Genomic DNA, 21,041 nt, shown 5'->3' with positions numbered 1-21,041 from the left:
CGCCCATGGCGTGGTAGCTCAGGGGTTAGAGCAAACGACTCATAATCGTTAGGTCGGTGGTTCAAATCCACCTCACGCCACCAAAGTCACCTTGCACAACAAAGTGGCACCCCACAATCTTCCCTCACGCACAGTAGCGACAGGCGTTTTGCGAAGCGAAATGCCAAGAACGGGCAGTTGCGTAGAAAATTGACGCCGGACTTTCACCCGGCGCCCTATCATCCTGAAATCAAGACCTATCCCCGCGTCTCGCGGATCATTTTCAAAATATCCTGCGCCGCATCGGGAATGTTCGTGCCCGGGCCAAAGATCGCCTTGACCCCTGCATCCTTCAGGAATTTGTAATCCTGTTGGGGTATCACCCCGCCACAGATGACCAGAATGTCGCCAGCCCCCTTGGCGCGCAGCGCCTCGACCAGCTTGGGCGCCAGCGTCTTGTGCCCGGCGGCCTGGCTGGAAATGCCGATGACATGGACGTCGTTGTCGACGGCATCCTGCGCCGCCTCGTCAGGCGTCTGGAACAGCGGACCCACATCGACGTCAAAGCCGATATCGGCAAAGGCCGTCGCGATCACCTTCGCCCCCCGGTCATGCCCGTCCTGACCCATCTTGACCACCAACATCCGAGGGCGGCGCCCCTCCTCTTCGGCAAAATCCTCAACCGATTTCTGGATAGCGGCGAAACCTTCATCGCCCTCATAGGCCGCGCCATAGACGCCGGCCAATGTCTTGACCTCGGCGCGATGGCGACCGAACACCTTTTCCATGCTCATTGAAATCTCTCCTACTGATGCGCGCGCGCGCGCCGCCTCGACCGCTGCTTCCAGCAGATTGCCGCCGTCGCGTGCCCGGCGCTCCAACTCGTCCAGCGCCTTGGTGCAAACGTCCTCGTCGCGGTTGGCGCGGATCCGCTCCAACCGGGCGATCTGGCTGTCGCGCACCGCCGAATTGTCGATATCCAGCAAATCTATCGGGTCTTCGTTGTCGCGGCGATACTTATTCACGCCGACGATCACTTCGGTCCCACGGTCGATCATTGCCTGTCGCGTTGCGGCCGATTCCTCGATCCGCAGCTTGGGCATGCCGGAGGCCACGGCCTTGGTCATGCCGCCCATTTCCTCGACTTCCTCGATCAACGCCCAGGCCTTTTCAACCAATTCGGCAGTCAGGCTTTCGACGTAATAGCTGCCCGCCAGCGGATCGACGACGGCGGTCACACCGGTTTCTTCCTGCAGGATCAGTTGGGTGTTACGGGCGATCCGGGCGCTAAATTCGGTCGGCAGTGCCATCGCCTCGTCCAGAGCGTTGGTGTGCAGCGACTGGGTCCCGCCCAGAACCGCGCTCATCGCCTCATAGGCGGTGCGGATGACGTTGTTGTAGGGGTCCTGCTCCTGCAGGCTGACACCTGACGTCTGGCAATGGGTCCGCAGCATTTTCGACCGCTCGTTCTGCGCGCCGAATTCGGTCATGATCTTGTGCCACAGCAGGCGCGCCGCGCGCAGCTTGGCCGCCTCCATGAAGAAGTTCATGCCGATGGCGAAGAAAAAGCTGAGCCGCCCGGCGAATTTGTCGACATCCATCCCCGCCTCGATCGCGGCGCGCACATATTCGCGCCCGTCGGCCAAGGTATAGGCCAACTCCTGCACCAGGTTCGCGCCAGCCTCCTGCATGTGATAGCCGGAAATCGAGATCGAGTTGAACTTCGGCATGCCGCCTGATGTATATTCGATGATATCGCTGATGATGCGCATGCTGGGCTGGGGCGGATAGACGTAAGTATTCCGCACCATGAACTCCTTCAGAATGTCGTTCTGAATGGTGCCCGACAGGACCGATTTGTCATGCCCCTGCTCTTCGCCCGCGACGATAAAGCTGGCAAGGATCGGAATGACCGCGCCGTTCATCGTCATCGAAACGCTGACCTGATCCAGCGGGATCTGGTCGAAAAGGATCTTCATGTCCTCGACCGAATCGATGGCAACGCCAGCCTTGCCTACATCGCCCTCAACCCGGGGGTGGTCACTGTCATAGCCGCGATGGGTGGCCAGATCGAACGCCACCGACACACCTTGCTGTCCCGCCGCCAGATTGCGGCGATAAAACGCGTTTGACTCCTCTGCCGTCGAAAATCCGGCATATTGCCGGATCGTCCAGGGACGCCCGGCATACATCGTCGCCTTGACCCCCCGGGTAAAAGGCGCGGCGCCGGGGATGGTGCCCAGATGGTCCAGCCCGGCGATGTCATCCTCGGTATACAGGGGTTTGACGTCGATCCCCTCGATAGTGTGCCAGGTCAGATCCTCCAATGGCCGCCCGCGCAGCTCTGCCTCGGCCAGCTTGCGCCACTCGTCTTGCGCCTTTTTCGTCATATCTTTGTCCTCTTGTCTGGGCCAAGATCTGCGGTGTTGTACCGCCTGATCTGCGCCCGGTTCCTCTATGTGTGTTGCCGGTACGGCAGCGCGAGTCGCTGCGGGGGGTCGCACACGGCCCTAGCCCACAGTGTTGACGATGCGATTAAGCGTGCCAGCGACGTCGCCCGCGCGTGCAGTATCTGATATAGCTGCCCGCACCGCTCTTTTTGCATCGCAATCGCGCCCGATATAACTATATCTTCTGTAACAGGAGCGCCTATGAAACCTATTCTCATCTTTGTTTTCACTTGCCTTTTCGGTTTTCCGCTCGTGGCGCAAGAGGCTGCTGCCGGCGCTGGGGACGCGGCAGTGCCATCCGTCTTCGTCGACGCATCAGACGTCGATCTAAAGCAATTTCTATGGACAAACCGGCCATTGGTCGTTTTTGCCGACAGCCCGAACGATCCGCGTTTCGTGCAGCAGATGGAAATGCTGACAGCGCGCAGCGATGAATTGGCCGCGCGCGATGTCGTCGTGCTGACCGATACGGACCCGGAGGCGCGCGGCCCGCTGCGCGACCGGCTGCATCCGCGCGGCTTCATGCTGGTGTTGATCGTCAAGGACGGCACCATATACCTGCGCAAACCACTGCCGTGGGACGTGCGCGAAATCAGCCGAACCATCGACAAGCTGCCGATGCGCCAGCAAGAGATCCGGGAACGCCGCGATGGCCCCGGCGCCGACAAGACCAGCGGCCCATCATAGCACGCGGCGCGCATCACTCCGCCCCCATCGCAGCGATCAACAGCCCGTCCTCGACATCCATCAGAGCCAGCACGCCTGTGCCGCGATCCATCAGCACCACCGCCGCCGGATTGACCAGCGCGGCGGCAAAGGCCGCCTCGGCGGCGGGGTCCATGCAAGCCCGCCCCTCAAGACCAGCGAGACGCATCTGCATGCCGGTGGGGCGCTCGATCTCGATCAGTTCCAGCAGCGCGGCATCGGGGGTCAGTCGGGATGCGACGATTGCGACCTGATCATGTGATTTCAGTATCATCGCCGCCTCACGTACGCTGTTGGCGATGCGCATACGCGATGCGATGCGCGAGTCGACCACCTGAAAAAGCCCCGCCGCGCAACTGCCCGTGGCCGCAAACGACATCGTCTCGCCCAGGGGGAGCCACCCGGCCAACAAGGCCCGCAGGTCGGCCTCGTTCGTTCGATTGCACCCTGCCAGCGCCAGCGCCCCGGCGCATAGCACGCCGAGACGCCAGACGGCGCGCTGGCGGTGCGGGGCGGCGTCCGCAGGGCTGGAACGCGGGCAAATCACCGGATCACTCGAATTCCATGATCACTTCGTCGACGGCCAGACTGTCGCCCGGCCCCGCGTTGATGGCGCTGACAACAGCCCGCTTTTCGGCGCGCAGGATATTCTCCATCTTCATCGCCTCGACAGTGCACAGCGCCTGACCCTCCTGCACCTCTTCGCCAACCTCGACGTTGACCTTCACGATCAGGCCGGGCATCGGGCACAGCAGCAGTTTCGATGTGTCGGGCGGCAGTTTTTCGGGCATGCGCGCAGCCAACTCGGCCTGGCGCGGCGTGCGCACATGCACCTTTAAATCCGCCCCCCGGCTGCGGATGCGAAACCCGCCCGAAACCTTGCCGACCTTCAGAACCAGCGGCGCGCCATCCACGTCCAGCCGGGCCAGATGATCGCCCGGCGTCCAGTCGGACGCGACATCGACACTGCCACCATCGGCAAAGGTAACGGTCGCACCGCCGCGCCGGGCGGCGATGATGACGTCATAGCTGCTGCCCTTGACTGCAACGTTCCAATCGTCGCCAACCTTGCGCTCGTGGTTGTCCATTCGGCCCGAAATGCGCGTGCGCCGTATCTCGGCGACGCGGTGCATGGCTGCGCAGGAGGCCGCGATGCGGCGCAGCGACGCCTCGTCCAGTTCTGCCCCCTCAAAGCCGTCGGGATACTCCTCGGCGATAAAGGCAGTGGTGATGTCGCCGGAAGCAAACTTGGGGTGGTCCATGACCGCCGACAGGAATGGCAGGTTATGCCCGATCCCCTCGACCTCGAAACTGTCGAGCGCGACGCGCATCCCCTCGATCGACGCGGCCCGGTCGGGGCCCCAGGTACACAGCTTGGCAATCATGGGGTCGTAATACATGCTGATCTCGCCGCCCTCATAGACGCCGGTGTCATTGCGCACGATGGCACCAGCGACGCTCACCTCCTCTGGCGGGCGATACCGGGTCAGGCGCCCGATGGAGGGCAGGAAATTGCGATAGGGATCTTCGGCATACAGACGGCATTCCATCGCCCAGCCGTTCAGCTTGACGTCGCTTTGCTTGATCGTCAGCGGCTCGCCATTCGCAACACGGATCATCTGTTCGACCAGATCGACGCCGGTGATCAGCTCGGTCACCGGATGTTCCACCTGAAGGCGCGTGTTCATCTCAAGGAAGTAGAAATTCCGGTCGCCATCGACGATGAATTCCACCGTCCCGGCACTGGTATAGTCTACAGCCTGCGCCAGCGCGACGGCCTGCTCGCCCATTGCCTTGCGGGTTTCCTCGTCCAGAAACGGGCTGGGCGCCTCTTCGATGACCTTCTGATTGCGGCGCTGGATCGAACATTCCCGCTCGCCCAGATAGATGCCATTGCCATGCGCGTCGCACAGAACCTGAATTTCGATATGGCGCGGCTGCGTGACGAATTTTTCGATGAAAATCCGGTCGTCGCCAAAGCTGCTGGCCGCCTCGTTCTTTGAGCTTTGGAAACCCTCGCGCGCCTCATCATCATTCCAGGCGATGCGCATCCCCTTGCCACCGCCCCCGGCGCTGGCCTTGATCATCACCGGATAGCCGACCTGGTTCGAAATCTTGACCGCGTCCTCGGCATCTTTGATCAGGCCCATGTAACCGGGCACTGTCGACACGCCGGCCTCCTGCGCCAGTTTCTTGGAGGTAATCTTGTCTCCCATGGCCTCGATCGCCTTTTTGGGCGGTCCGACAAAGACGACACCTTCGGCCTCCAGCGCCTCGGCGAATTTCGCATTCTCCGACAGGAAACCATAGCCGGGATGCACCGCCTCGGCGCCAGTCTGGCGGATGGCGTCCATCACCTTGTCAATGACGATATAGGACTCGTTGGCAGGGGGTGGGCCGATATGCACCGCCTCATCTGCCATGCGGACATGCAGCGCATTACGGTCAGCGTCAGAATAGATGGCGACGGTCTGGATACCCATCTGGCGCGCGGTCTTGATGACGCGGCAGGCGATCTCGCCCCGGTTGGCAATCAGGATCTTCTTGAACATGGCGTGTCCCCTTTAAATGCATGCCCCGCGCCGCAGCGCCGGGGCCGAAAACGGCAGAGACCACCCGCGCCGGTCGGCACGGATGGTCCCATGATGAATGATTCGGACGCCAGGTAGGCGGCGCGTGTTACTTGCAGCGTTCCGGGAAGGACTGGCAGTACGCGACGTTGCCTGCCGCACCGACCAACGCGCCGGCAGCGAGGTTGCCGTCCAGCACGGCCGCTGTGCCCAATCCGGCGCCGCCGCCGATAAGGGCCTGCTTGCCCAGCGTGTCGCCGCATGCGGCGAGTGCGGACAGGGCCAGAATCGCAAATACAGCCTTGGATTGTTTTTTGAATGCTCTACGCATGGGGAACTGCCTCTTATTTCCGGAGCGGATCTTGCCCTGCAATTAGAGGTCAAAACAGCCTGAACGTCAAAGGAACAAACCCGTATGACCCGCCACTGCGCGGGGTCCCGCCTATGCTTGCAGGCATCTGATGTTGAACAAAAAAGGAGCGGCGTGCGGTTTACAGCGCAACGCCGCTCATAAGGGGAAGGGTAACGGTTTGGACAAGGTGCCCCGGACCCTTGGGGAAGGCCCGCCACTACTGTTTCCACGCTGCCATCGACCGAAGGTCGGGCCAAGCGCATTATCCGGCCAATACAATTATCGGCTGTATTCCGCGCAATTGGCGCGGCGATTGGCGAATTCGCGCCTGCGACGCGAACCACCCGGGCCGGGGCCATATGACCTACGGCCAGTGTCATACGTCATCTGCCCCGTCAAAGGCCGTCGGAAAGGCGCGCCGCGCCGCATCGACATCCAGCACCAGCAGCGCTTCGTAGTCCGTGGGATCGAACGGATCGCTGACCGTAAGCACCTCGCGCCCCAATAGCCACGACAGGCGGCCAGCATCTAGGTTGCCGCGCTCGAACGGCTGATCGCCGAAATTCGCCCACAAGGCCGCGACAAACGCAATGTCGGCCCGCCGATCAGGCGGACGCCGGTCAGCGAAACGCTCCCGCCGGGTCAGCGGCGTCGCGCCCTTGGGATTGGCGCGGCGAATGGTGAATTGAAAATCGGTACTCGGCAATCTGCCGGGGAATCCGCGATGCTTGATCATGCTGCGCCCTCCGACAGGGGGCGCGACTGCGGAACCGGGGCAGGCCTTGCAGCCTGCCCCGCTGTCAGAATCCGAAAGGTCGGATTAGTACTTGCCGCTCGAGACGGGCTCGGCTGTGACCGGCTCGACGACGACATACTCGTCCTCGGGCGCCTGCTGGCATGCTGCAACTGCTGCAAGAAGACCGAAAGCCATAAGACCTTTGATAACGTTCGACATTGAATTCTCCTGTCACTTTTTGAGGGCGGAATAGGGCGCTGTGTCCCCCACCCATACTTCGAGGTATGGATTGCTTGGGTGCAATCATCTTGCAGAATAGTGTAGTTTTCGCCAAAGCGATACGCTGATACGCGAATCCGGCGCCATTGTGGCCGCAAAGCCTCACAAGACCGTGAAGATGAGATTTGGCGCGCAAGATATTGTGGATACATCAGAATGCCTCCCAGATGCAGATGGAGTCGCGGATAGTGAAGACCTCGAAAATCTGTGCGACACTGCCGTCCATCACACCGAACGGCGCAACGCGGTCCGCCAGCGATATGATGACCGTTTGCCCCTCCACCGGCGCGGTCAGATTCGGTAACGCCTTGCTACGACACAGGAATGTCAGATCTTCCAACGCGGTATCCGGCATCATGTCATCGGGTGCGAACCCATCGGTGACGTAGCGCAGGCGCGTGACGGAACCATTACCCTCGGTGATGGTTTCATGCAGGTGCACCTGCCCGCCCGACGGCAACTGCACGGCGGCGGCGGCAGGTGCCCCAATACAAAAAACGGCAAGCCCAGCGCAGAGACCCCGCCTCGCCGCCCCGCTCAATGATTGCGCAGCGCTTTGACAAGCTGATCCTTGCGCATGTCCGACCGCCCGTCGACGCCGATTTCCTGCGCGCGGGCATACAGTTCCTTCTTGCTCCAGTCCTCGTAAGGGGGCGCCTTGCCACCTTTTTTCGACGGGTGCATGTCGTCTCTTGCCTGCGCATTGGCGATCCGCGCCGCCTTTTCCTTGGACGCGCCCTGATCGCGCAGCGCCTCGTAGGTATCCGCCTTCTTGATGCTGGGATCGTTCGAGTTGACCATTGCCCCCCTCCTTTGCGCAGACAAACGCAGCCGCCATCGGGGAGGTTCCCAATGGCGCCGCGGCGGCGTCTACGGTTGCGCAAGGTATCACTGGTCTGGCTCCTGCCCGCAGGCGCGGCCCCGTTAGGGCATTACAGAGGGATGTTGTCGTGCTTTTTCCAAGGCAACTGCGTCTTTTTCCCTCGCAGGGATGCAAACGCCCGCGCGACACGCATGCGTGTGGAGTGAGGCATGATGACCTCATCGACAAATCCACGCTCGGCCGCGACAAACGGGCTGGCAAACCGGTCCTCGTAATCCTTGGCGTGCAAAGCCAGCTTCTCGGCGTTGCCCCGGTCGGCGCGGTGGATGATCTCGGTCGCGCCCTTGGCGCCCATCACGGCAATCTCGGAGGTGGGCCAAGCATAGTTGAAATCAGCGCCCAGATGCTTGGACGACATCACCACATAGGCGCCGCCGTAGGCCTTGCGCGTGATGACCGTGACCTTGGGCACAGTTGCCTCGCCATAGGCGAACAACAGTTTGGCGCCGTGCTTGATCACGCCGTTATATTCTTGTGTCACGCCCGGCAAGAAGCCGGGAACATCCACCAGCGTCAGCAGCGGGATCTCGAAACAATCGCAGAACCGCACGAACCGCGCCGCCTTGCGCGAGCTGTCGATATCCAGACACCCGGCCAGCACCATCGGCTGATTGGCCACGACGCCGACGGTCTGCCCTTCCAACCGGATGAAACCGGTGATCATGTTCTTGGCGAATTCCGCCTGAATTTCGTAAAAGTCACCTTCGTCCGCCAGCTTGGTGATCAACTCCTTCATGTCATAGGGCATGTTGGGATTGTCGGGCACCAAGGTGTCCAGCGACGGCTCGCTCCGTCCCGGTGTGTCGAAAAACGGGCGCACCGGCGGCTTTTCACGATTGGAGGAAGGCAGAAAATCGACCAGTCGGCGCACTTCGGCCAGCGCCTCGACATCATTTTCGAACGCGGCGTCTGCAACCGAGGATTTGCGTGTGTGCGTCGTCGCGCCACCCAGTTCCTCGGCGGTCACCTGCTCATTCGTGACGGTTTTCACCACGTCGGGGCCGGTCACGAACATGTAGCTGGAATCTTTGACCATGAAGATGAAGTCGGTCATCGCAGGTGAATACACCGCGCCGCCGGCGCAGGGCCCCATGATCACGCTGATCTGCGGCACCACACCCGAGGCCGTGATGTTGCGCTGAAACACCTCGCCATAGCCCGCCAGGCTGTCGACGCCTTCCTGAATACGCGCCCCACCCGAATCGTTGATGCCGATGACGGGTGCGCCGTTCTGCACGGCCATATCCATGATCTTGCAGATTTTTTTCGCGTGCGTCTCCGAAACCGAACCGCCAAGGACGGTGAAATCCTGACTGAACACATAGACCAACCGCCCGTTGATGGTCCCCCAACCGGTAACGACACCGTCACCGTAGGGGCGATCCCGCTCCATCCCGAAATCGATGCTCCGGTGGGTGACGAACATATCGAACTCTTCAAAGCTGCCCTCATCAAGCAGCAGTTCGACCCGCTCGCGTGCGGTCAGCTTGCCCTTTTCATGCTGGGCGGCCACACGGGCAGAGCCCCCGCCCTTGCGGGCTTCGCTGCGGCGATCTTCGAGTTCCTGCAGGTTATCTTTCATCGCGGGCCTCCCCTTTGAGGTTTTCGGCAGGCTATACCCGAACTGGCGCGCCGCAACAGCGAATTTCAGCAAATTTGCAAACATTTGCATAGCGCCGCCGTCAATACTGCAAACTTGCATATATGCCTGCGGCCAGATGGACTTTGGCAAATGGCGGGCCTAGCCCTTGGACCATGACCACCCGGACCCCCGCCAAATTTCTGGACCGCAGCACACCGCCGCATATCGCCACGCTTATTCTGATGGCGGGCGTGTCGGCGCTGGCGATGAACATCTTTCTGCCGTCGCTGCCCGGCATGGCAGAGTATTTCGACGCGCCTTACCGTCTGATGCAACTGTCTGTCGCGCTCTATCTGGCGGTCAACGCGGTGCTTCAGATCCTGATCGGCCCGATTTCGGACAAACTGGGGCGTCGGCCTGTCATCCTGTGGGGGCTCGCGGTGTTCCTGCTGGCGACCATCGGCTGCGCCCTGTCAGAATCGGTCGGGATGTTCCTGTTTTTTCGCATGATGCAGGCGGCCATCGTATCGGCCATGGTCCTGAGCCGGGCAATCGTGCGCGATATGGTCCCGGAAAATCAGGCGGCCAGCATGATCGGCTATGTCACTATGGGCATGGCAGTGGTGCCGATGGTCGGCCCGGTCTTTGGCGGGATGCTGGATCAGGCATTTGGCTGGCAGTCGAATTTCTGGGCACTGCTTGTTGTCGGCGCGATCATCCTGTGGATCGGCTGGGCCGATCTGGGCGAGACGGCCGGGAAATCCGGGCTGACCCTTGCGCAGCAGTTTCGCGAGTATCCGACGCTCTGCCGCAGCCTGCGGTTCTGGGGCTACGCTATGGCCGCGGCGCTGTCGTCGGGGGCCTTCTTTGCCTATCTGGGCGGCGCGCCTTACGTGGGCGATCATGTCTTTGGGCTGGAGCCTGCGCAGGTTGGCTTCTACTTCGGCGCGCCGGCGCTGGGGTATTTCGCAGGCAATTTCATCTCGGGCCGGTTTTCGGTCGAGGTGGGGGTGAACAGGATGGTCTATTGGGGCACTCTGATCACCGCCGTAGGGATCGCGATCAATCTGGGCATCTTCTACGCAGGGCTGGGCAGCGCGGCCAGCTTCTTTGGCCTGATGACGCTGATGGGCCTGGGCAATGGCATGACCATCCCCAACGCCACCGCCGGCGCGCTGTCGGTGCGCCCCAGTCTGGCCGGCACGGCCAGCGGCCTGTCGGGTGCGCTGATGATCGGCGGCGGCGCGGTTCTGTCGGCGCTGGCGGGCGTGTGGCTGACGCCGGAATCGGGCGCCTTTCCCCTGTTGTGGATCATGATGGTGGTGTCCCTGGGGGCAATCGTGACCATCCTGCTGGTGATGCGGCGCGAGGCGCGGCTGGGCCTGTCCTGAGACGCTTGCGCGCGCAAGTTTGCAAACCTAAGGTGATGGCAAAGCTAACCTGCAAAGCGAGGCCGCCATGCGCGCACGCAAACTCTATGCCGGGGCCAAGCTGCGCGAGACGCGCCAGCGCATCGGCCTGACGCAAAAGGATTTTGCCGCCCGGCTGGGCGTGTCCCTGCCCTATCTGAACCAGATGGAAAACAACAACCGCCCCGTCAGCACCACCGTCGTGCTGGCTCTGGCGCAGGAATTCGGATTCGACGTGACCGAGCTGGGCTCGGGCGAGGCCGAGCGCATGGTATCGGACATGCGCGAGGCGCTGGCCGATCCGATCTTTGCCGCAACGCCGGACATGGCCGAATTGCGGCTGGTCGCCTCCAGTGCGCCTGCCCTCGCGCGCGCCTTTCTGGAGCTGCACAGCGCCTATCGCCAGACGCACGAGCGGTTGGCCTCACTGGACGAGGCGCTGGGCCGCGACGATGCGCAGACGCAGCAAAGCCCATGGACCGAAGTGCGTGATTTCTTCCATTATTGCGACAATTACATCGACGCGGTCGATCGCGCCGCCGAGCGGTTTGGCGGCACGGATGGCACCGCCCAGACCCGCGCGGTCGAGGCGCTGGCAAAGATCGGCATCACCGTGGTCAACACCGATGACGGACCGCTGCGGCGGCTCGACCGGGGGAGCGGTATTCTCTACCTCAGTGCGCGTGCGGCGCCGGAAACGCGCAGCTTCCAGATGCTGTTGCAACTGGCGCTGCTGACGCAGGACAAGCTGCTGGAGGCGACGCTGGATCTGGCCCGGTTCCAATCGGGCGAGGCGCGCGGTATCGCAAAAATCGGGCTGGCCAATTACTATGCCGGCGCGGCGCTGATGCCTTACACGACATTCCTGCAAGCGGCGCGCGAATGCCGCCACGATCTGGAAATCCTCGCCCATCGCTTTGGCGCGTCGATCGAGCAGGTGTGCCACCGCCTGTCGACCCTGCAACGCCCCGGCGCCAAGGGCATCCCGTTCTTCTTCGTGCGCGTCGATCAGGCCGGCACCATCACCAAGCGTCATTCGGCCACGCGGATGCAGTTCGCGCGCTACGGCGGGGCCTGCCCCCTGTGGAACGTCCACCGCGCGTTCGAGACACCGGGCCGTTTCCTGCGCCAACTGGCCGAAACACCCGACGGCGTGCGCTATATCAACCTTGCGCGCGACGTGTCCAAACCGGGCGGCCATTTCGGCGCGCCGGTCCGCCGTTTTGCCATCGCGCTGGGATGCGAGGTGAAACACGCGCCCGCACTGGTCTATGCGGACACGCTGGACCTGAGCAGCGCGGGCGCGTTCGAGCCGATCGGCATCTCCTGCCGCATCTGCGAGCGGACGGACTGCCATCAGCGGTCCATCCCCCCGCTAGAGCGGCGCCTGACGATCCGCCCGGATGCGCGCGGCGTGCTACCCTACGAGGTAGGTTAAGACGCTTTCGTCAACATCTGATAAATCTCGTCCTTGAGCGCGCCGCGCTTCTTGCGCATCTCACCTTCGGCCAGATCCTCCATCGGGGCGACGTTGGTTTCGGCCCTATGAACGATGCGGTTCACCTCGTCATATTCCTTGGTCAGCCGGGCGAAATGGGCGTCCGTCTGCTCTAACCTGGAGATATCATCGGCCTTGTCGGGGAATTCCTCAGCCAGTTGATGGGGGACATGGGTCATGTATTTGCCTTTCTTGTTTGCGTGTTGGGTCTACCCTTGCCTGCCCGCGCACATCGCGCATTGACCCGGATCAAACCGCGTCACTCTCCGCGCGGGAAACGGGCGTTTTCCTCGACCTCGTTCAAATCCATGTGGTTGCGCATGTACCGCTCGGACGCCTTTTTCAGCGGCTGGTAGTCCCACGGGTAATACCCGCCCTGACGCAGCGCCTCGTACACCACCCAGCGGCGGGCCTGGCTTTCGCGGACCTGCGCATCGAACGCGCCCAGATCCCAGTGCGCACCAGCCATGTCGCTGAATTGCTTCAGGGTTTCCGCATGGGCCGGATCGGCAGCCAAGTCATTCAACTCATGCGGATCGGCCTCCAAATCGAACAGTTGATCGGGGTCCAGCGCGCAGCGGTTGAATTTCCAGCGGTCTTGGCGCAGCGACACCAGCGGCGCATAGGAGCCTTCAGCGGCGTATTCCATCGCCACCGGCGCCTCGCGATCTGCGCCCTGCCCCAGCGGCACAAGGCTTTGCCCCTCCACCCACGGCGCGACCTCGTCCATGGACACGCCAGCCAGATCGCACAGCGTCGGACAGACGTCGATATTGCTGACGGGCGCATCCACCCGCCCCGGCGCCATTCCCGGCGCGGCGATCATCATCGGGACGCGGGATGATCCCTCGTAGAACGACATCTTGAACCACATTCCCCGCTCGCCCAGCATGTCACCGTGATCGGAGACGAACAGGATGATCGTGTCCTCGGTCTGGCGCGTGCCGTCCAGCGCCTCCAGCACCTCGCCGATCTTGTCGTCCAGATAGCTGATATTGGCGAAATAGGCGCGGCGGGCGCGGCGGATATGATCCTCGGTTATGTCGTAGCTGCGCCAGTCATTGGCATCAAAGATGCGCTGCGAATGCGGATCGTGATGGGCGTAATCCATCGCCGGGACATCCGGCAGAAGATGCTCGCAATCCTCATACAGATCCCAGTATTTCTTGCGCGCCACATAGGGATCATGCGGATGGGTAAAGCTGACGGTCAGGCACCATGGCCGCGTGTCCTGACCGCGCCCCAGATCATAGACCTTGCGCGTCGAATTATACGCCACCTCGTCATCGTATTCCATCTGATTGGAGATCTCGGCAACCCCCGCGCCAGTGACGGACCCCATGTTGTGATACCACCACTCGATCCTCTCGCCCGGTTTGCGATAGTCAGGCGTCCAGCCGAAATCGGCGGGGTAGATATCGGTCGTGAGCCGCTCTTCGAACCCGTGCATCTGGTCGGGGCCGACAAAATGCATCTTACCCGACAGGCATGTCTGATAGCCCGCCCGGCGCAGGTGGTGGGCATATGTCGGGATGTCGGCGGCGAATTCGGCGGCGTTGTCATAAACCCGGCTGCGCGACGGCAACAGTCCCGACATGAAGCTGGCCCGCCCCGGCGCGCATAGCGGGCTGGCGGTGTAGCAATTGGCAAAGCGGGTCGAGCGCGCCGCCAGACGCTTGAGATTCGGCGCATGCAGCCAGTCGGCGGGACCATCGGGAAAAAAGGTACCGTTCAACTGGTCGACCATGAATATCAGGATATTGGGGCGGCTCATTGCGAAAGACTCCTTTGGGAATACGGCGGATGCGCAATGGCTATGGCAAAAACCATGGACGGGTCAATCGGGCGGCGCGAGGCCAACAGATATAGATGTTGCAACTTGGCGGGACCTCATCATACGCTTCGCGGATAGATCCCAGCCGTATGGACAGGGCCGCGGGGCCGGTACCGCTGCACGATGGAGCGCAAATCGCGGCGCTGATCTGTCCGCCCCGCAAGTCCGGGGCCGTCAAACCGGGACAGGCCCGCGCGCCAACAGATCGCGGGCGGGGCAACACGCCGATGACAGAAACTATAAAAGGAAACACACATATGTCGCTAATTACCAATGGTCGCCTTGATCGCCGCGGATTCCTGAAAACCACCGCCGCCGGTGCCATCGCGGCGTCCCTGCCGTTGGGCGGCGCCATGGCCGCCACGCCCAAGCGCGGCGGTAACCTGCGCATCGGTAAGGGCCACGGCCAGACCACTGATACGCTGAACCCCGGCACATGGGAAAACGGCTATACCATCGCTCTGACCTTCGCCAAGGACGGCCACCTGACCGAGGTGCTGGCCGACGGATCAATCGGCCCCGAAATCGCCGAAAGCTGGGAGGCATCCGAGGATGCCAAGACCTGGCGGTTCAAGATCCGCAAGGGCGTGACCTTCCATTCGGGCAAGGAGCTAACGGTTCAGGACGTCGTCGCGTCGATCAATTTCCACCGCGCCGAAGGCACGACCTCGGCCGCCGGTCCGATCATTGCCGCGATTCAGGATATCACCATCGAGGGCGACGACACCGTCGTCTTTACGCTGGATGGCGGCGATGCCGACTTCCCGTTCATCGTCAGCGATTACCATCTGGCCATCCTGCCCGCCACCGATGACGGCATCGACTGGAAGTCCGGCGATGGCTGCGGCAGCTACAAGATCAAGTCGTTCAAGCCGGGCGTCTCGACGGTGCTGGAGCGCAACGAAAACCACTGGCGCGACGATGTCGCGTGGTTCGACAGCATCGAAATGCTGGTCCTCACAGACCAGAACGCGCGCACCACGGCGCTGGTCTCGGGCGACGTCGATACCGTCGACAAGCTGGACCTCAAGACCATCGGCCTGCTGTCGCGCAATCCCAACCTCGTCGTCAGCTCGATCGCGGGCACGCAGCACTTCACCTTTGCCATGGATTCGCGTCAGGCACCCTTTAGCGACAACAACGTGCGCCTTGCGATGAAATACGCGGTAAATCGCGAGGAACTGGTTGAGAAGATCCTGTTCGGCTACGGCTCGGTCGGCAACGACATTCCGATTGGCCAGAACCAGCAATTCTATAACACCGAGATGGAACAGAAGACCTACGATCCGGACAAGGCCAAGTTCTACCTCAAGGAAGCAGGCCTGGAGTCGGTCGACGTTGAGTTGTCGGCCTCCGATGCCGCCTTTGCCGGTGCGGTCGATGCCGCAACGCTATACCAGAACTCGGCCAAGGATGCGGGCATCAACATCAAGGTCGTGCGCGAGGCGAACGATGGCTATTGGTCCGACGTCTGGATGAAAAAACCGTTCACGGCGGTCTATTGGGGTGGCCGACCGGTGCAGGATCAGGCGTTTTCGATCTCCTTCACCTGCGGGGCCGAATGGAACGACGGTTTCTGGTGCAACGAGAAGTTCGACGCATTGCTGAAACAGGCCCGCGCCGAGCTGGATCAGGACAAGCGCCAGCAGCAGTATTTCGAGCTGCAAGAGATCGTCAGCACCCAAGGGTCGATCGTCATCCCGATGTTCGCCAACTACGTCTATGCCACGACCAAGGAGATCGGGATGCCCGAAAAGGCCGCGTCCAACTGGGACATGGACGGCGAACGCTGGGCCGAGCGGTGGTGGTTCATCTGAACACTGCGCCCTGAACACCGCGCACGGCCCTCGGGGCCGCGCCGTGACGATATGAATGCTGCCGGGGCGATGGTCCCGGCAGTTTTTTCATGCGCAGGCTTGCGCCGACAGTGCTCGATCAACCAGTTGAGGACGCCAGAAATGAAACTGACGGCACCGCGCAGATCCAAGGCCTAGGGAGGCCGATGCGCGCGCCTAACACTTGGTCGCGACGCTTGTCGGGGTGATGGCGCGGCGCTTCAGAATCGCCTCGCGCCAGGTGATGAAACTGACCGACGCGACGATGACCATGCCGCCCAGCACAACGTAGGGGTCGACCCCTTCGCCAAAGACCAGCGCGCCCAGCAGCACTGCCCATACCAGTTGCAGGAACGTCATCGGCTGCGTCACCGCCAGCGGCGCCGCGCGAAAGGCCAGCGTCATGGTGTAATGCCCCCCTGTCGCCAGAACCGCGACCCCGAACAGTGTGATCAACTCCAGCCAGGTCGGCGTAACCCAGTCCAGCGCGGCCAGCGGCGCCAGCCCGATGGCGACCGTTATCGACATCATGCCAACCACGGCCACGGGCGACACCTCGCTCGACGCCATCTTTGCCAACAGATACGATGCCCCGAAACAGATCGCCGTCAGCACCATCGCCAGATGGCCGGGCCCGACCTCGCGCAGACCGGGGCGCAGGATGATCAGCGCGCCACCCAGCGCGATCAGCACGGCCAACAGTCGGCGCAGCGCCAGCCGTTCCCCCAGAAACAGCGCGGCGCCGATGGTGACGTAGATCGGCGACAGGAAATTCATCGCCGTCACATCGGCCAGCGGAATGCGCGCCATGGCAAAGAACCACAGCGCCACCCCCACCGTGTGCACCGCTCCGCGCGCCCCGAAAACCACCCATAAGCGCCGACTGATCGGCGTGCGCAGGATAATGGGCAGCGCCGGGACCAGCAGGATCAGGCCCAGCGCATAGCGCAGGAACGCCGCCTGCGGCGCAGGCAGGCGCGTGCCGATCGTCTTGACCAGCGCCGTCACTCCGACAAACAGAATGCCGGTAACGACCATCCAGAAAATGCCCCAGCCGGGCCGTGTGTTCACTTGCGCCTGCATGCCGCCCAACTTGCCGATGCCGCCCGGAATGTCGAGCCTCGATATGTCGGTGCCCTGCTCTTTCATCTCTCCCCGATACCCCAGCCCGAGACGGTCGCACGCCGAATCAGAACATGCCCATCGTTTCAAGGCGCCCCCGACGGGTAGGAAATGTCGCAAAGGGGTGGGCGAAGCGGCGCAATCGTTGCGCAATGACGCGGGGACTCTTACAAAGTCAGAAAAAAGTTGCGCTGCGTTGCGGCAATTCGCACTCTGCGCGGCACGGCGGCACAGCAAGCCACATCAGTAACAGGGACACCGCGCCATGACCGAATTCAAGAAAATCCTGATCGCCAACCGTGGCGAGATTGCCATCCGCATCATGCGCGCCGCCAACGAAATGGGCAAACGCACAGTCGCGGTCTTTGCCGAAGAGGACAAGCTGGGCCTGCACCGTTTCAAGGCGGACGAGGCGTACCGCATCGGCGAAGGGCTGGGCCCCGTCGCCGCTTATCTCAGCATCGACGAGATCATCCGAGTCGCGCGCGAATCGGGCGCCGATGCGATCCATCCCGGCTATGGCCTGCTGTCCGAAAATCCCGATTTCGTCGACGCCTGCGTGGCTAACGGCATCACCTTCATCGGCCCTCAGGCCAAGACCATGCGCCAACTGGGCGACAAGGCCAGCGCGCGCCGCGTCGCCATCGAGGCCGGCGTCCCCGTCATCCCCGCGACCGAGGTGCTGGGCACAGACATGGACGTCATCCGCGCCGAGGCCGAGGCAGTGGGGTATCCGCTGATGCTCAAGGCGTCGTGGGGCGGCGGCGGGCGCGGCATGCGCCCGATCATCGGCCCCGGCGAGCTGGAGGAAAAGGTGCTGGAGGGCCGCCGCGAGGCCGAGTCGGCCTTTGGCAACGGCGAGGGCTATCTCGAAAAGATGATCCTGCGCGCCCGCCACGTCGAGGTGCAGATCCTCGGCGACAAGCATGGCAACATGTATCACCTGTTCGAGCGCGATTGCAGTGTCCAGCGCCGCAACCAGAAGGTGGTGGAACGTGCCCCCGCGCCCTATCTGACAGACGCCCAGCGCGCCGAGGTTTGCGAACTGGGTTACAAGATCTGCAAGCATGTGAATTACGAATGCGCCGGCACCGTCGAATTCCTGATGGATATGGACACGCAGAAATTCCACTTCATCGAGGTAAACCCGCGCGTGCAGGTCGAACATACCGTGACCGAAGAGGTCACCGGCATCGACATCGTGCAGGCCCAGATCAAGATTGCCGAAGGCAAGACCCTGACCGAGGCAACGCGCAAAGAGCGGCAGGAGGACATCCAACTGCACGGCCACGCCCTGCAGACACGGATCACCACCGAGGACCCGCAGAACAACTTCATCCCCGATTATGGCCGCATCACCGCCTTCCGCGAGGCGACAGGCATGGGCATCCGGCTGGACGGCGGCACCGCCTATTCCGGCGGCGTGATCACGCGGTTCTACGACAGCCTGCTGGTCAAGGTGACGGCCCACGCGCAAACCCCCGAGGCCGCAATCGCGCGGATGGACCGCGCCCTGCGCGAATTCCGTATTCGCGGCGTCAGCACCAACATCGCCTTTGTCGAGAACCTGCTGAAGCACCCGACATTCCTGAACAATACCTACACCACCAAGTTCATCGACGAGACGCCCGAGCTGTTCACCTTCTCCAGCCGACGCGACCGCGGCACCAAGGTGTTGACCTATATCGCGGACATCACCGTCAACGGGCACCCCGAAACCAAGGACCGCCCGCGCCCGCGCACGGACCTCAAGGATCCCCGCCCCCCCGTGCCCCGCGGCGAGCCGCAGATGGGCACGCGCAACCTGTTGGAGCAAAAGGGTCCGCAGGCCGTCGCCGACTGGATGAAAAAGCAAAAGCAGTTGCTGATCACCGACACGACGATGCGCGACGGGCACCAATCCTTGCTTGCCACGCGCATGCGCAGCCGCGACATGATCCGCGTGGCGCCGGCCTATGCCGCGCATCTGCCGCAGCTGTTCTCGGTCGAATGCTGGGGCGGCGCGACCTTCGACGTGGCCTACCGGTTCTTGCAGGAATGCCCGTGGCAGCGCTTGCGCGACCTGCGCGTGGCGATGCCCAACGTGATGTCCCAGATGCTGCTGCGTGCCTCAAACGGCGTGGGCTATACCAACTACCCCGACAACGTGGTGCAGGAATTCGTGCGCCAGGCCGCCAAGACAGGCGTCGATGTGTTCCGCGTGTTCGATTCGCTCAACTGGGTCGAAAACATGCGCGTCGCAATGGATGCCGTGATCGAATCGAACAAGATCTGCGAAGGCACGATCTGCTACACCGGCGACATCCTGAACCCCGATCGCGCGAAATATGACCTGAAATACTATGTCGGTATGGCCCGCGAGATGGAAGCCGCAGGCGCGCATGTTCTGGGCCTTAAGGATATGGCCGGATTGCTGAAACCCGCCGCCGCCCGCGTCCTGATCCGCGCGCTCAAGGAAGAGGTCGGTCTGCCGATCCACTTCCACACCCACGACACAGCCGGCATCGCCTGCGCCACAATTCTGGCCGCTGCCGATGCGGGCGTCGACGCGGTCGATTGCGCGATGGATGCGCTGTCGGGCAACACGTCTCAGGCCACGCTCGGCTCGATCGTCGAGGCGCTGTCGCATACCGACCGCGACACCGGCATCGACATCGGCGCCGTGCGCGAGATTTCCGACTATTGGGACAGTGTCCGCGCGCATTACGCCCCCTTCGAATCGTCGATGCAGGCCCCCTCGTCCGAGGTCTACCTGCACGAAATGCCCGGCGGGCAGTTCACCAACCTTAGGGAACAGGCCCGCTCGCTGGGTCTGGAGGATCGCTGGCCCGAGGTCGCGCAGACCTATGCCGACGTGAATCAGATGTTCGGCGATATTGTGAAGGTCACGCCATCGTCCAAGGTGGTCGGCGACATGGCCCTGATGATGGTATCCCAGGGTCTGACACGCGCCGAGGTCGAAGATCCGGCACATGATCTGTCCTTCCCCGACTCGGTGATCGACATGCTGCGCGGCAATCTTGGCCAGCCTCCCGGTGGCTTCCCCGCGGCCCTGACCGCCAAGGCGCTGAAGGGTGAGACGCCGGGCACCGACCGCCCCGGTGCACACCTGCCTCCCATCGATCTGGAAGAGACCCGAGCCGAGCTGAGCGCAGCAATGGAGGGCCGGGCCGTCGATGATGAGGATCTGAACGGATACCTGATGTATCCCAAGGTGTTCCTGGATTACATGGGGCGCCACCGCCTCTATGGCCCGGTACGCGCGCTGCCGACCCGCACGTTCTTTTACGGCATGAAGCCCGGGGAAGAGATCACCGCCGAGATCGATCCGGGCAAGACGCTGGAAATCCGTCTTCAGGCGGTCGGCGAAACAGGCGAAGATGGCGAAGTGCGCGTCTTTTTCGAACTGAACGGCCAGCCACGCGTCATTCGCGTGCCAAACCGTCTGGTCACCTCGCAAACCGCTGCCCGCCCCAAGGCCGAGCCCGGAAACCCCTGCCATATCGGCGCGCCGATGCCCGGCGTCGTCGCCAGCGTCGCCGCCGTGGTCGGGGCCGAGGTGAAGGCAGACGATCTGTTGCTGACCATTGAGGCAATGAAAATGGAGACCGGAATCTATGCCGAACGCGACGCAGTGGTGAAAGCCGTGCATGTCACGCCCGGCGGTCAGATTGACGCCAAGGACCTGCTAATCGAGCTGGAGTAACTCCGGCCACAGGCGCGGCCCGCTACGGCCCGCCGTTATGCATGACGCTATAGGGGGGGCTGACCGCCCCCCTACCCATTCCCAGAGAGAAGCCGCAGATC

Annotated in this window: 17 protein-coding genes and 1 tRNA gene; 6 read left to right on the top strand and 12 right to left on the bottom strand. The window is 62.5% G+C overall.

Annotated features, from left to right (window positions below; translation table 11 throughout):
* Positions 1-7 precede the first annotated feature (7 nt).
* Positions 8-83 (top strand) — tRNA-Met (locus FGD77_RS13080).
* 153 nt (positions 84-236) lie between these two features.
* Here the strand turns inward: FGD77_RS13080 and scpA are convergent.
* Positions 237-2,369, bottom strand: coding sequence for a methylmalonyl-CoA mutase (gene scpA / locus FGD77_RS13075; RefSeq protein ID WP_255010330.1), 2,133 nt, complete (start codon positions 2,367-2,369; stop codon positions 237-239).
* 261 nt (positions 2,370-2,630) lie between these two features.
* Between scpA and FGD77_RS13070 the strand changes: the two genes are divergently transcribed.
* Positions 2,631-3,116, top strand: coding sequence for a DUF4174 domain-containing protein (locus FGD77_RS13070; protein ID WP_255010327.1), 486 nt, complete (start codon positions 2,631-2,633; stop codon positions 3,114-3,116).
* 13 nt (positions 3,117-3,129) lie between these two features.
* Here the strand turns inward: FGD77_RS13070 and FGD77_RS13065 are convergent, their stop codons facing one another.
* The 8 genes from FGD77_RS13065 to FGD77_RS13030 form a co-directional block, all read right to left on the bottom strand.
* Entirely contained in the window at positions 3,130-3,681 is a 552-nt protein-coding gene (locus FGD77_RS13065) for a hypothetical protein (protein ID WP_255010325.1), read from the bottom strand.
* Positions 3,682-3,685: 4 nt separating this feature from the next.
* The gene (locus FGD77_RS13060) at positions 3,686-5,686 is read right to left on the bottom strand and encodes an acetyl/propionyl/methylcrotonyl-CoA carboxylase subunit alpha (RefSeq protein WP_255010323.1); all 2,001 of its coding nucleotides are present in this window, start codon (positions 5,684-5,686) and stop codon (positions 3,686-3,688) included.
* 127 nt (positions 5,687-5,813) lie between these two features.
* Positions 5,814-6,035, bottom strand: coding sequence for a hypothetical protein (locus FGD77_RS13055; protein ID WP_255010321.1), 222 nt, complete (start codon positions 6,033-6,035; stop codon positions 5,814-5,816).
* 397 nt (positions 6,036-6,432) lie between these two features.
* Positions 6,433-6,792, bottom strand: coding sequence for a hypothetical protein (locus tag FGD77_RS13050; RefSeq protein WP_255010318.1), 360 nt, complete (start codon positions 6,790-6,792; stop codon positions 6,433-6,435).
* An 84-nt stretch (positions 6,793-6,876) separates the two neighbouring features.
* Positions 6,877-7,011 carry a hypothetical protein gene (locus FGD77_RS13045; RefSeq protein WP_255010315.1) on the bottom strand — a complete coding sequence of 45 codons (135 nt, stop codon included), beginning with the start codon at positions 7,009-7,011 and terminating at the stop codon, positions 6,877-6,879.
* A 211-nt stretch (positions 7,012-7,222) separates the two neighbouring features.
* Positions 7,223-7,537, bottom strand: coding sequence for a DUF6497 family protein (locus tag FGD77_RS13040; protein ID WP_369682721.1), 315 nt, complete (start codon positions 7,535-7,537; stop codon positions 7,223-7,225).
* Positions 7,538-7,608: 71 nt separating this feature from the next.
* Positions 7,609-7,872, bottom strand: a complete 264-nt coding sequence (locus FGD77_RS13035; protein WP_255010312.1) for a Rho termination factor — start codon at positions 7,870-7,872, stop codon at positions 7,609-7,611.
* Positions 7,873-8,003: 131 nt separating this feature from the next.
* Positions 8,004-9,536: an acyl-CoA carboxylase subunit beta gene (locus FGD77_RS13030; protein WP_255010309.1), complete on the bottom strand. Its 1,533-nt coding sequence runs from the start codon at positions 9,534-9,536 to the stop codon at positions 8,004-8,006.
* A 173-nt stretch (positions 9,537-9,709) separates the two neighbouring features.
* Between FGD77_RS13030 and FGD77_RS13025 the strand changes: the two genes are divergently transcribed.
* Together FGD77_RS13025 and FGD77_RS13020 are read left to right on the top strand one after the other, a co-directional pair.
* A complete protein-coding gene (locus FGD77_RS13025) occupies positions 9,710-10,927 on the top strand; it encodes a multidrug effflux MFS transporter (RefSeq protein WP_255010307.1) in 1,218 nt (405 codons plus the stop codon).
* Positions 10,928-10,994: 67 nt separating this feature from the next.
* The gene (locus FGD77_RS13020; RefSeq protein WP_255010304.1) at positions 10,995-12,383 is read left to right on the top strand and encodes a short-chain fatty acyl-CoA regulator family protein; all 1,389 of its coding nucleotides are present in this window, start codon (positions 10,995-10,997) and stop codon (positions 12,381-12,383) included.
* On the opposite strand, the gene FGD77_RS13015 is transcribed toward FGD77_RS13020, so the two are convergent.
* Both FGD77_RS13015 and betC read right to left on the bottom strand, forming a co-directional pair.
* The gene (locus FGD77_RS13015; protein ID WP_255010301.1) at positions 12,380-12,622 is read right to left on the bottom strand and encodes a YdcH family protein; all 243 of its coding nucleotides are present in this window, start codon (positions 12,620-12,622) and stop codon (positions 12,380-12,382) included. The genes FGD77_RS13020 and FGD77_RS13015 overlap by 4 nt on opposite strands.
* Positions 12,623-12,702: 80 nt before the next feature.
* Positions 12,703-14,217 (bottom strand): choline-sulfatase, encoded by a 1,515-nt coding sequence (gene betC / locus FGD77_RS13010; RefSeq protein WP_255010299.1) that lies wholly within the window; start codon positions 14,215-14,217, stop codon positions 12,703-12,705.
* A 317-nt stretch (positions 14,218-14,534) separates the two neighbouring features.
* Here betC and FGD77_RS13005 point away from each other — a divergent pair, with 317 nt between their 5' ends.
* Positions 14,535-16,094, top strand: coding sequence for an ABC transporter substrate-binding protein (locus FGD77_RS13005; protein ID WP_255010296.1), 1,560 nt, complete (start codon positions 14,535-14,537; stop codon positions 16,092-16,094).
* A gap of 195 nt (positions 16,095-16,289) precedes the next feature.
* Here FGD77_RS13005 and FGD77_RS13000 read toward each other — a convergent pair whose 3' ends face one another.
* Positions 16,290-17,195 (bottom strand): DMT family transporter, encoded by a 906-nt coding sequence (locus FGD77_RS13000; protein ID WP_255014206.1) that lies wholly within the window; start codon positions 17,193-17,195, stop codon positions 16,290-16,292.
* A 304-nt stretch (positions 17,196-17,499) separates the two neighbouring features.
* On the opposite strand from FGD77_RS13000, the gene FGD77_RS12995 reads away from it, so the two are divergent.
* A complete protein-coding gene (locus FGD77_RS12995) occupies positions 17,500-20,940 on the top strand; it encodes a pyruvate carboxylase (RefSeq protein WP_255010293.1) in 3,441 nt (1,146 codons plus the stop codon).
* Positions 20,941-21,041 lie beyond the last annotated feature (101 nt).

It is taken from the genome of Roseovarius sp. M141 (genome assembly GCF_024355225.1).
Classification (GTDB): domain Bacteria; phylum Pseudomonadota; class Alphaproteobacteria; order Rhodobacterales; family Rhodobacteraceae; genus Roseovarius.
This window is presented reverse-complemented; position numbering and strand designations above follow the sequence as displayed.

Coding starts and splice junctions, on each gene's coding strand:
- FGD77_RS13060 (WP_255010323.1), bottom strand. CDS start 5,686: ATGTTCAAGAAGATCCTGATTGCCAACCGGGGCGAGATCGCCTGCCGC.
- FGD77_RS13000 (WP_255014206.1), bottom strand. CDS start 17,195: ATGCAGGCGCAAGTGAACACACGGCCCGGCTGGGGCATTTTCTGGATG.
- FGD77_RS12995 (WP_255010293.1), top strand. CDS start 17,500: ATGACCGAATTCAAGAAAATCCTGATCGCCAACCGTGGCGAGATTGCC.
- FGD77_RS13035 (WP_255010312.1), bottom strand. CDS start 7,872: ATGGTCAACTCGAACGATCCCAGCATCAAGAAGGCGGATACCTACGAG.
- FGD77_RS13020 (WP_255010304.1), top strand. CDS start 10,995: ATGCGCGCACGCAAACTCTATGCCGGGGCCAAGCTGCGCGAGACGCGC.
- scpA (WP_255010330.1), bottom strand. CDS start 2,369: ATGACGAAAAAGGCGCAAGACGAGTGGCGCAAGCTGGCCGAGGCAGAG.
- FGD77_RS13070 (WP_255010327.1), top strand. CDS start 2,631: ATGAAACCTATTCTCATCTTTGTTTTCACTTGCCTTTTCGGTTTTCCG.
- FGD77_RS13015 (WP_255010301.1), bottom strand. CDS start 12,622: ATGACCCATGTCCCCCATCAACTGGCTGAGGAATTCCCCGACAAGGCC.
- betC (WP_255010299.1), bottom strand. CDS start 14,217: ATGAGCCGCCCCAATATCCTGATATTCATGGTCGACCAGTTGAACGGT.
- FGD77_RS13045 (WP_255010315.1), bottom strand. CDS start 7,011: ATGTCGAACGTTATCAAAGGTCTTATGGCTTTCGGTCTTCTTGCAGCA.
- FGD77_RS13005 (WP_255010296.1), top strand. CDS start 14,535: ATGTCGCTAATTACCAATGGTCGCCTTGATCGCCGCGGATTCCTGAAA.
- FGD77_RS13025 (WP_255010307.1), top strand. CDS start 9,710: ATGACCACCCGGACCCCCGCCAAATTTCTGGACCGCAGCACACCGCCG.
- FGD77_RS13030 (WP_255010309.1), bottom strand. CDS start 9,536: ATGAAAGATAACCTGCAGGAACTCGAAGATCGCCGCAGCGAAGCCCGC.
- FGD77_RS13050 (WP_255010318.1), bottom strand. CDS start 6,792: ATGATCAAGCATCGCGGATTCCCCGGCAGATTGCCGAGTACCGATTTT.
- FGD77_RS13055 (WP_255010321.1), bottom strand. CDS start 6,035: ATGCGTAGAGCATTCAAAAAACAATCCAAGGCTGTATTTGCGATTCTG.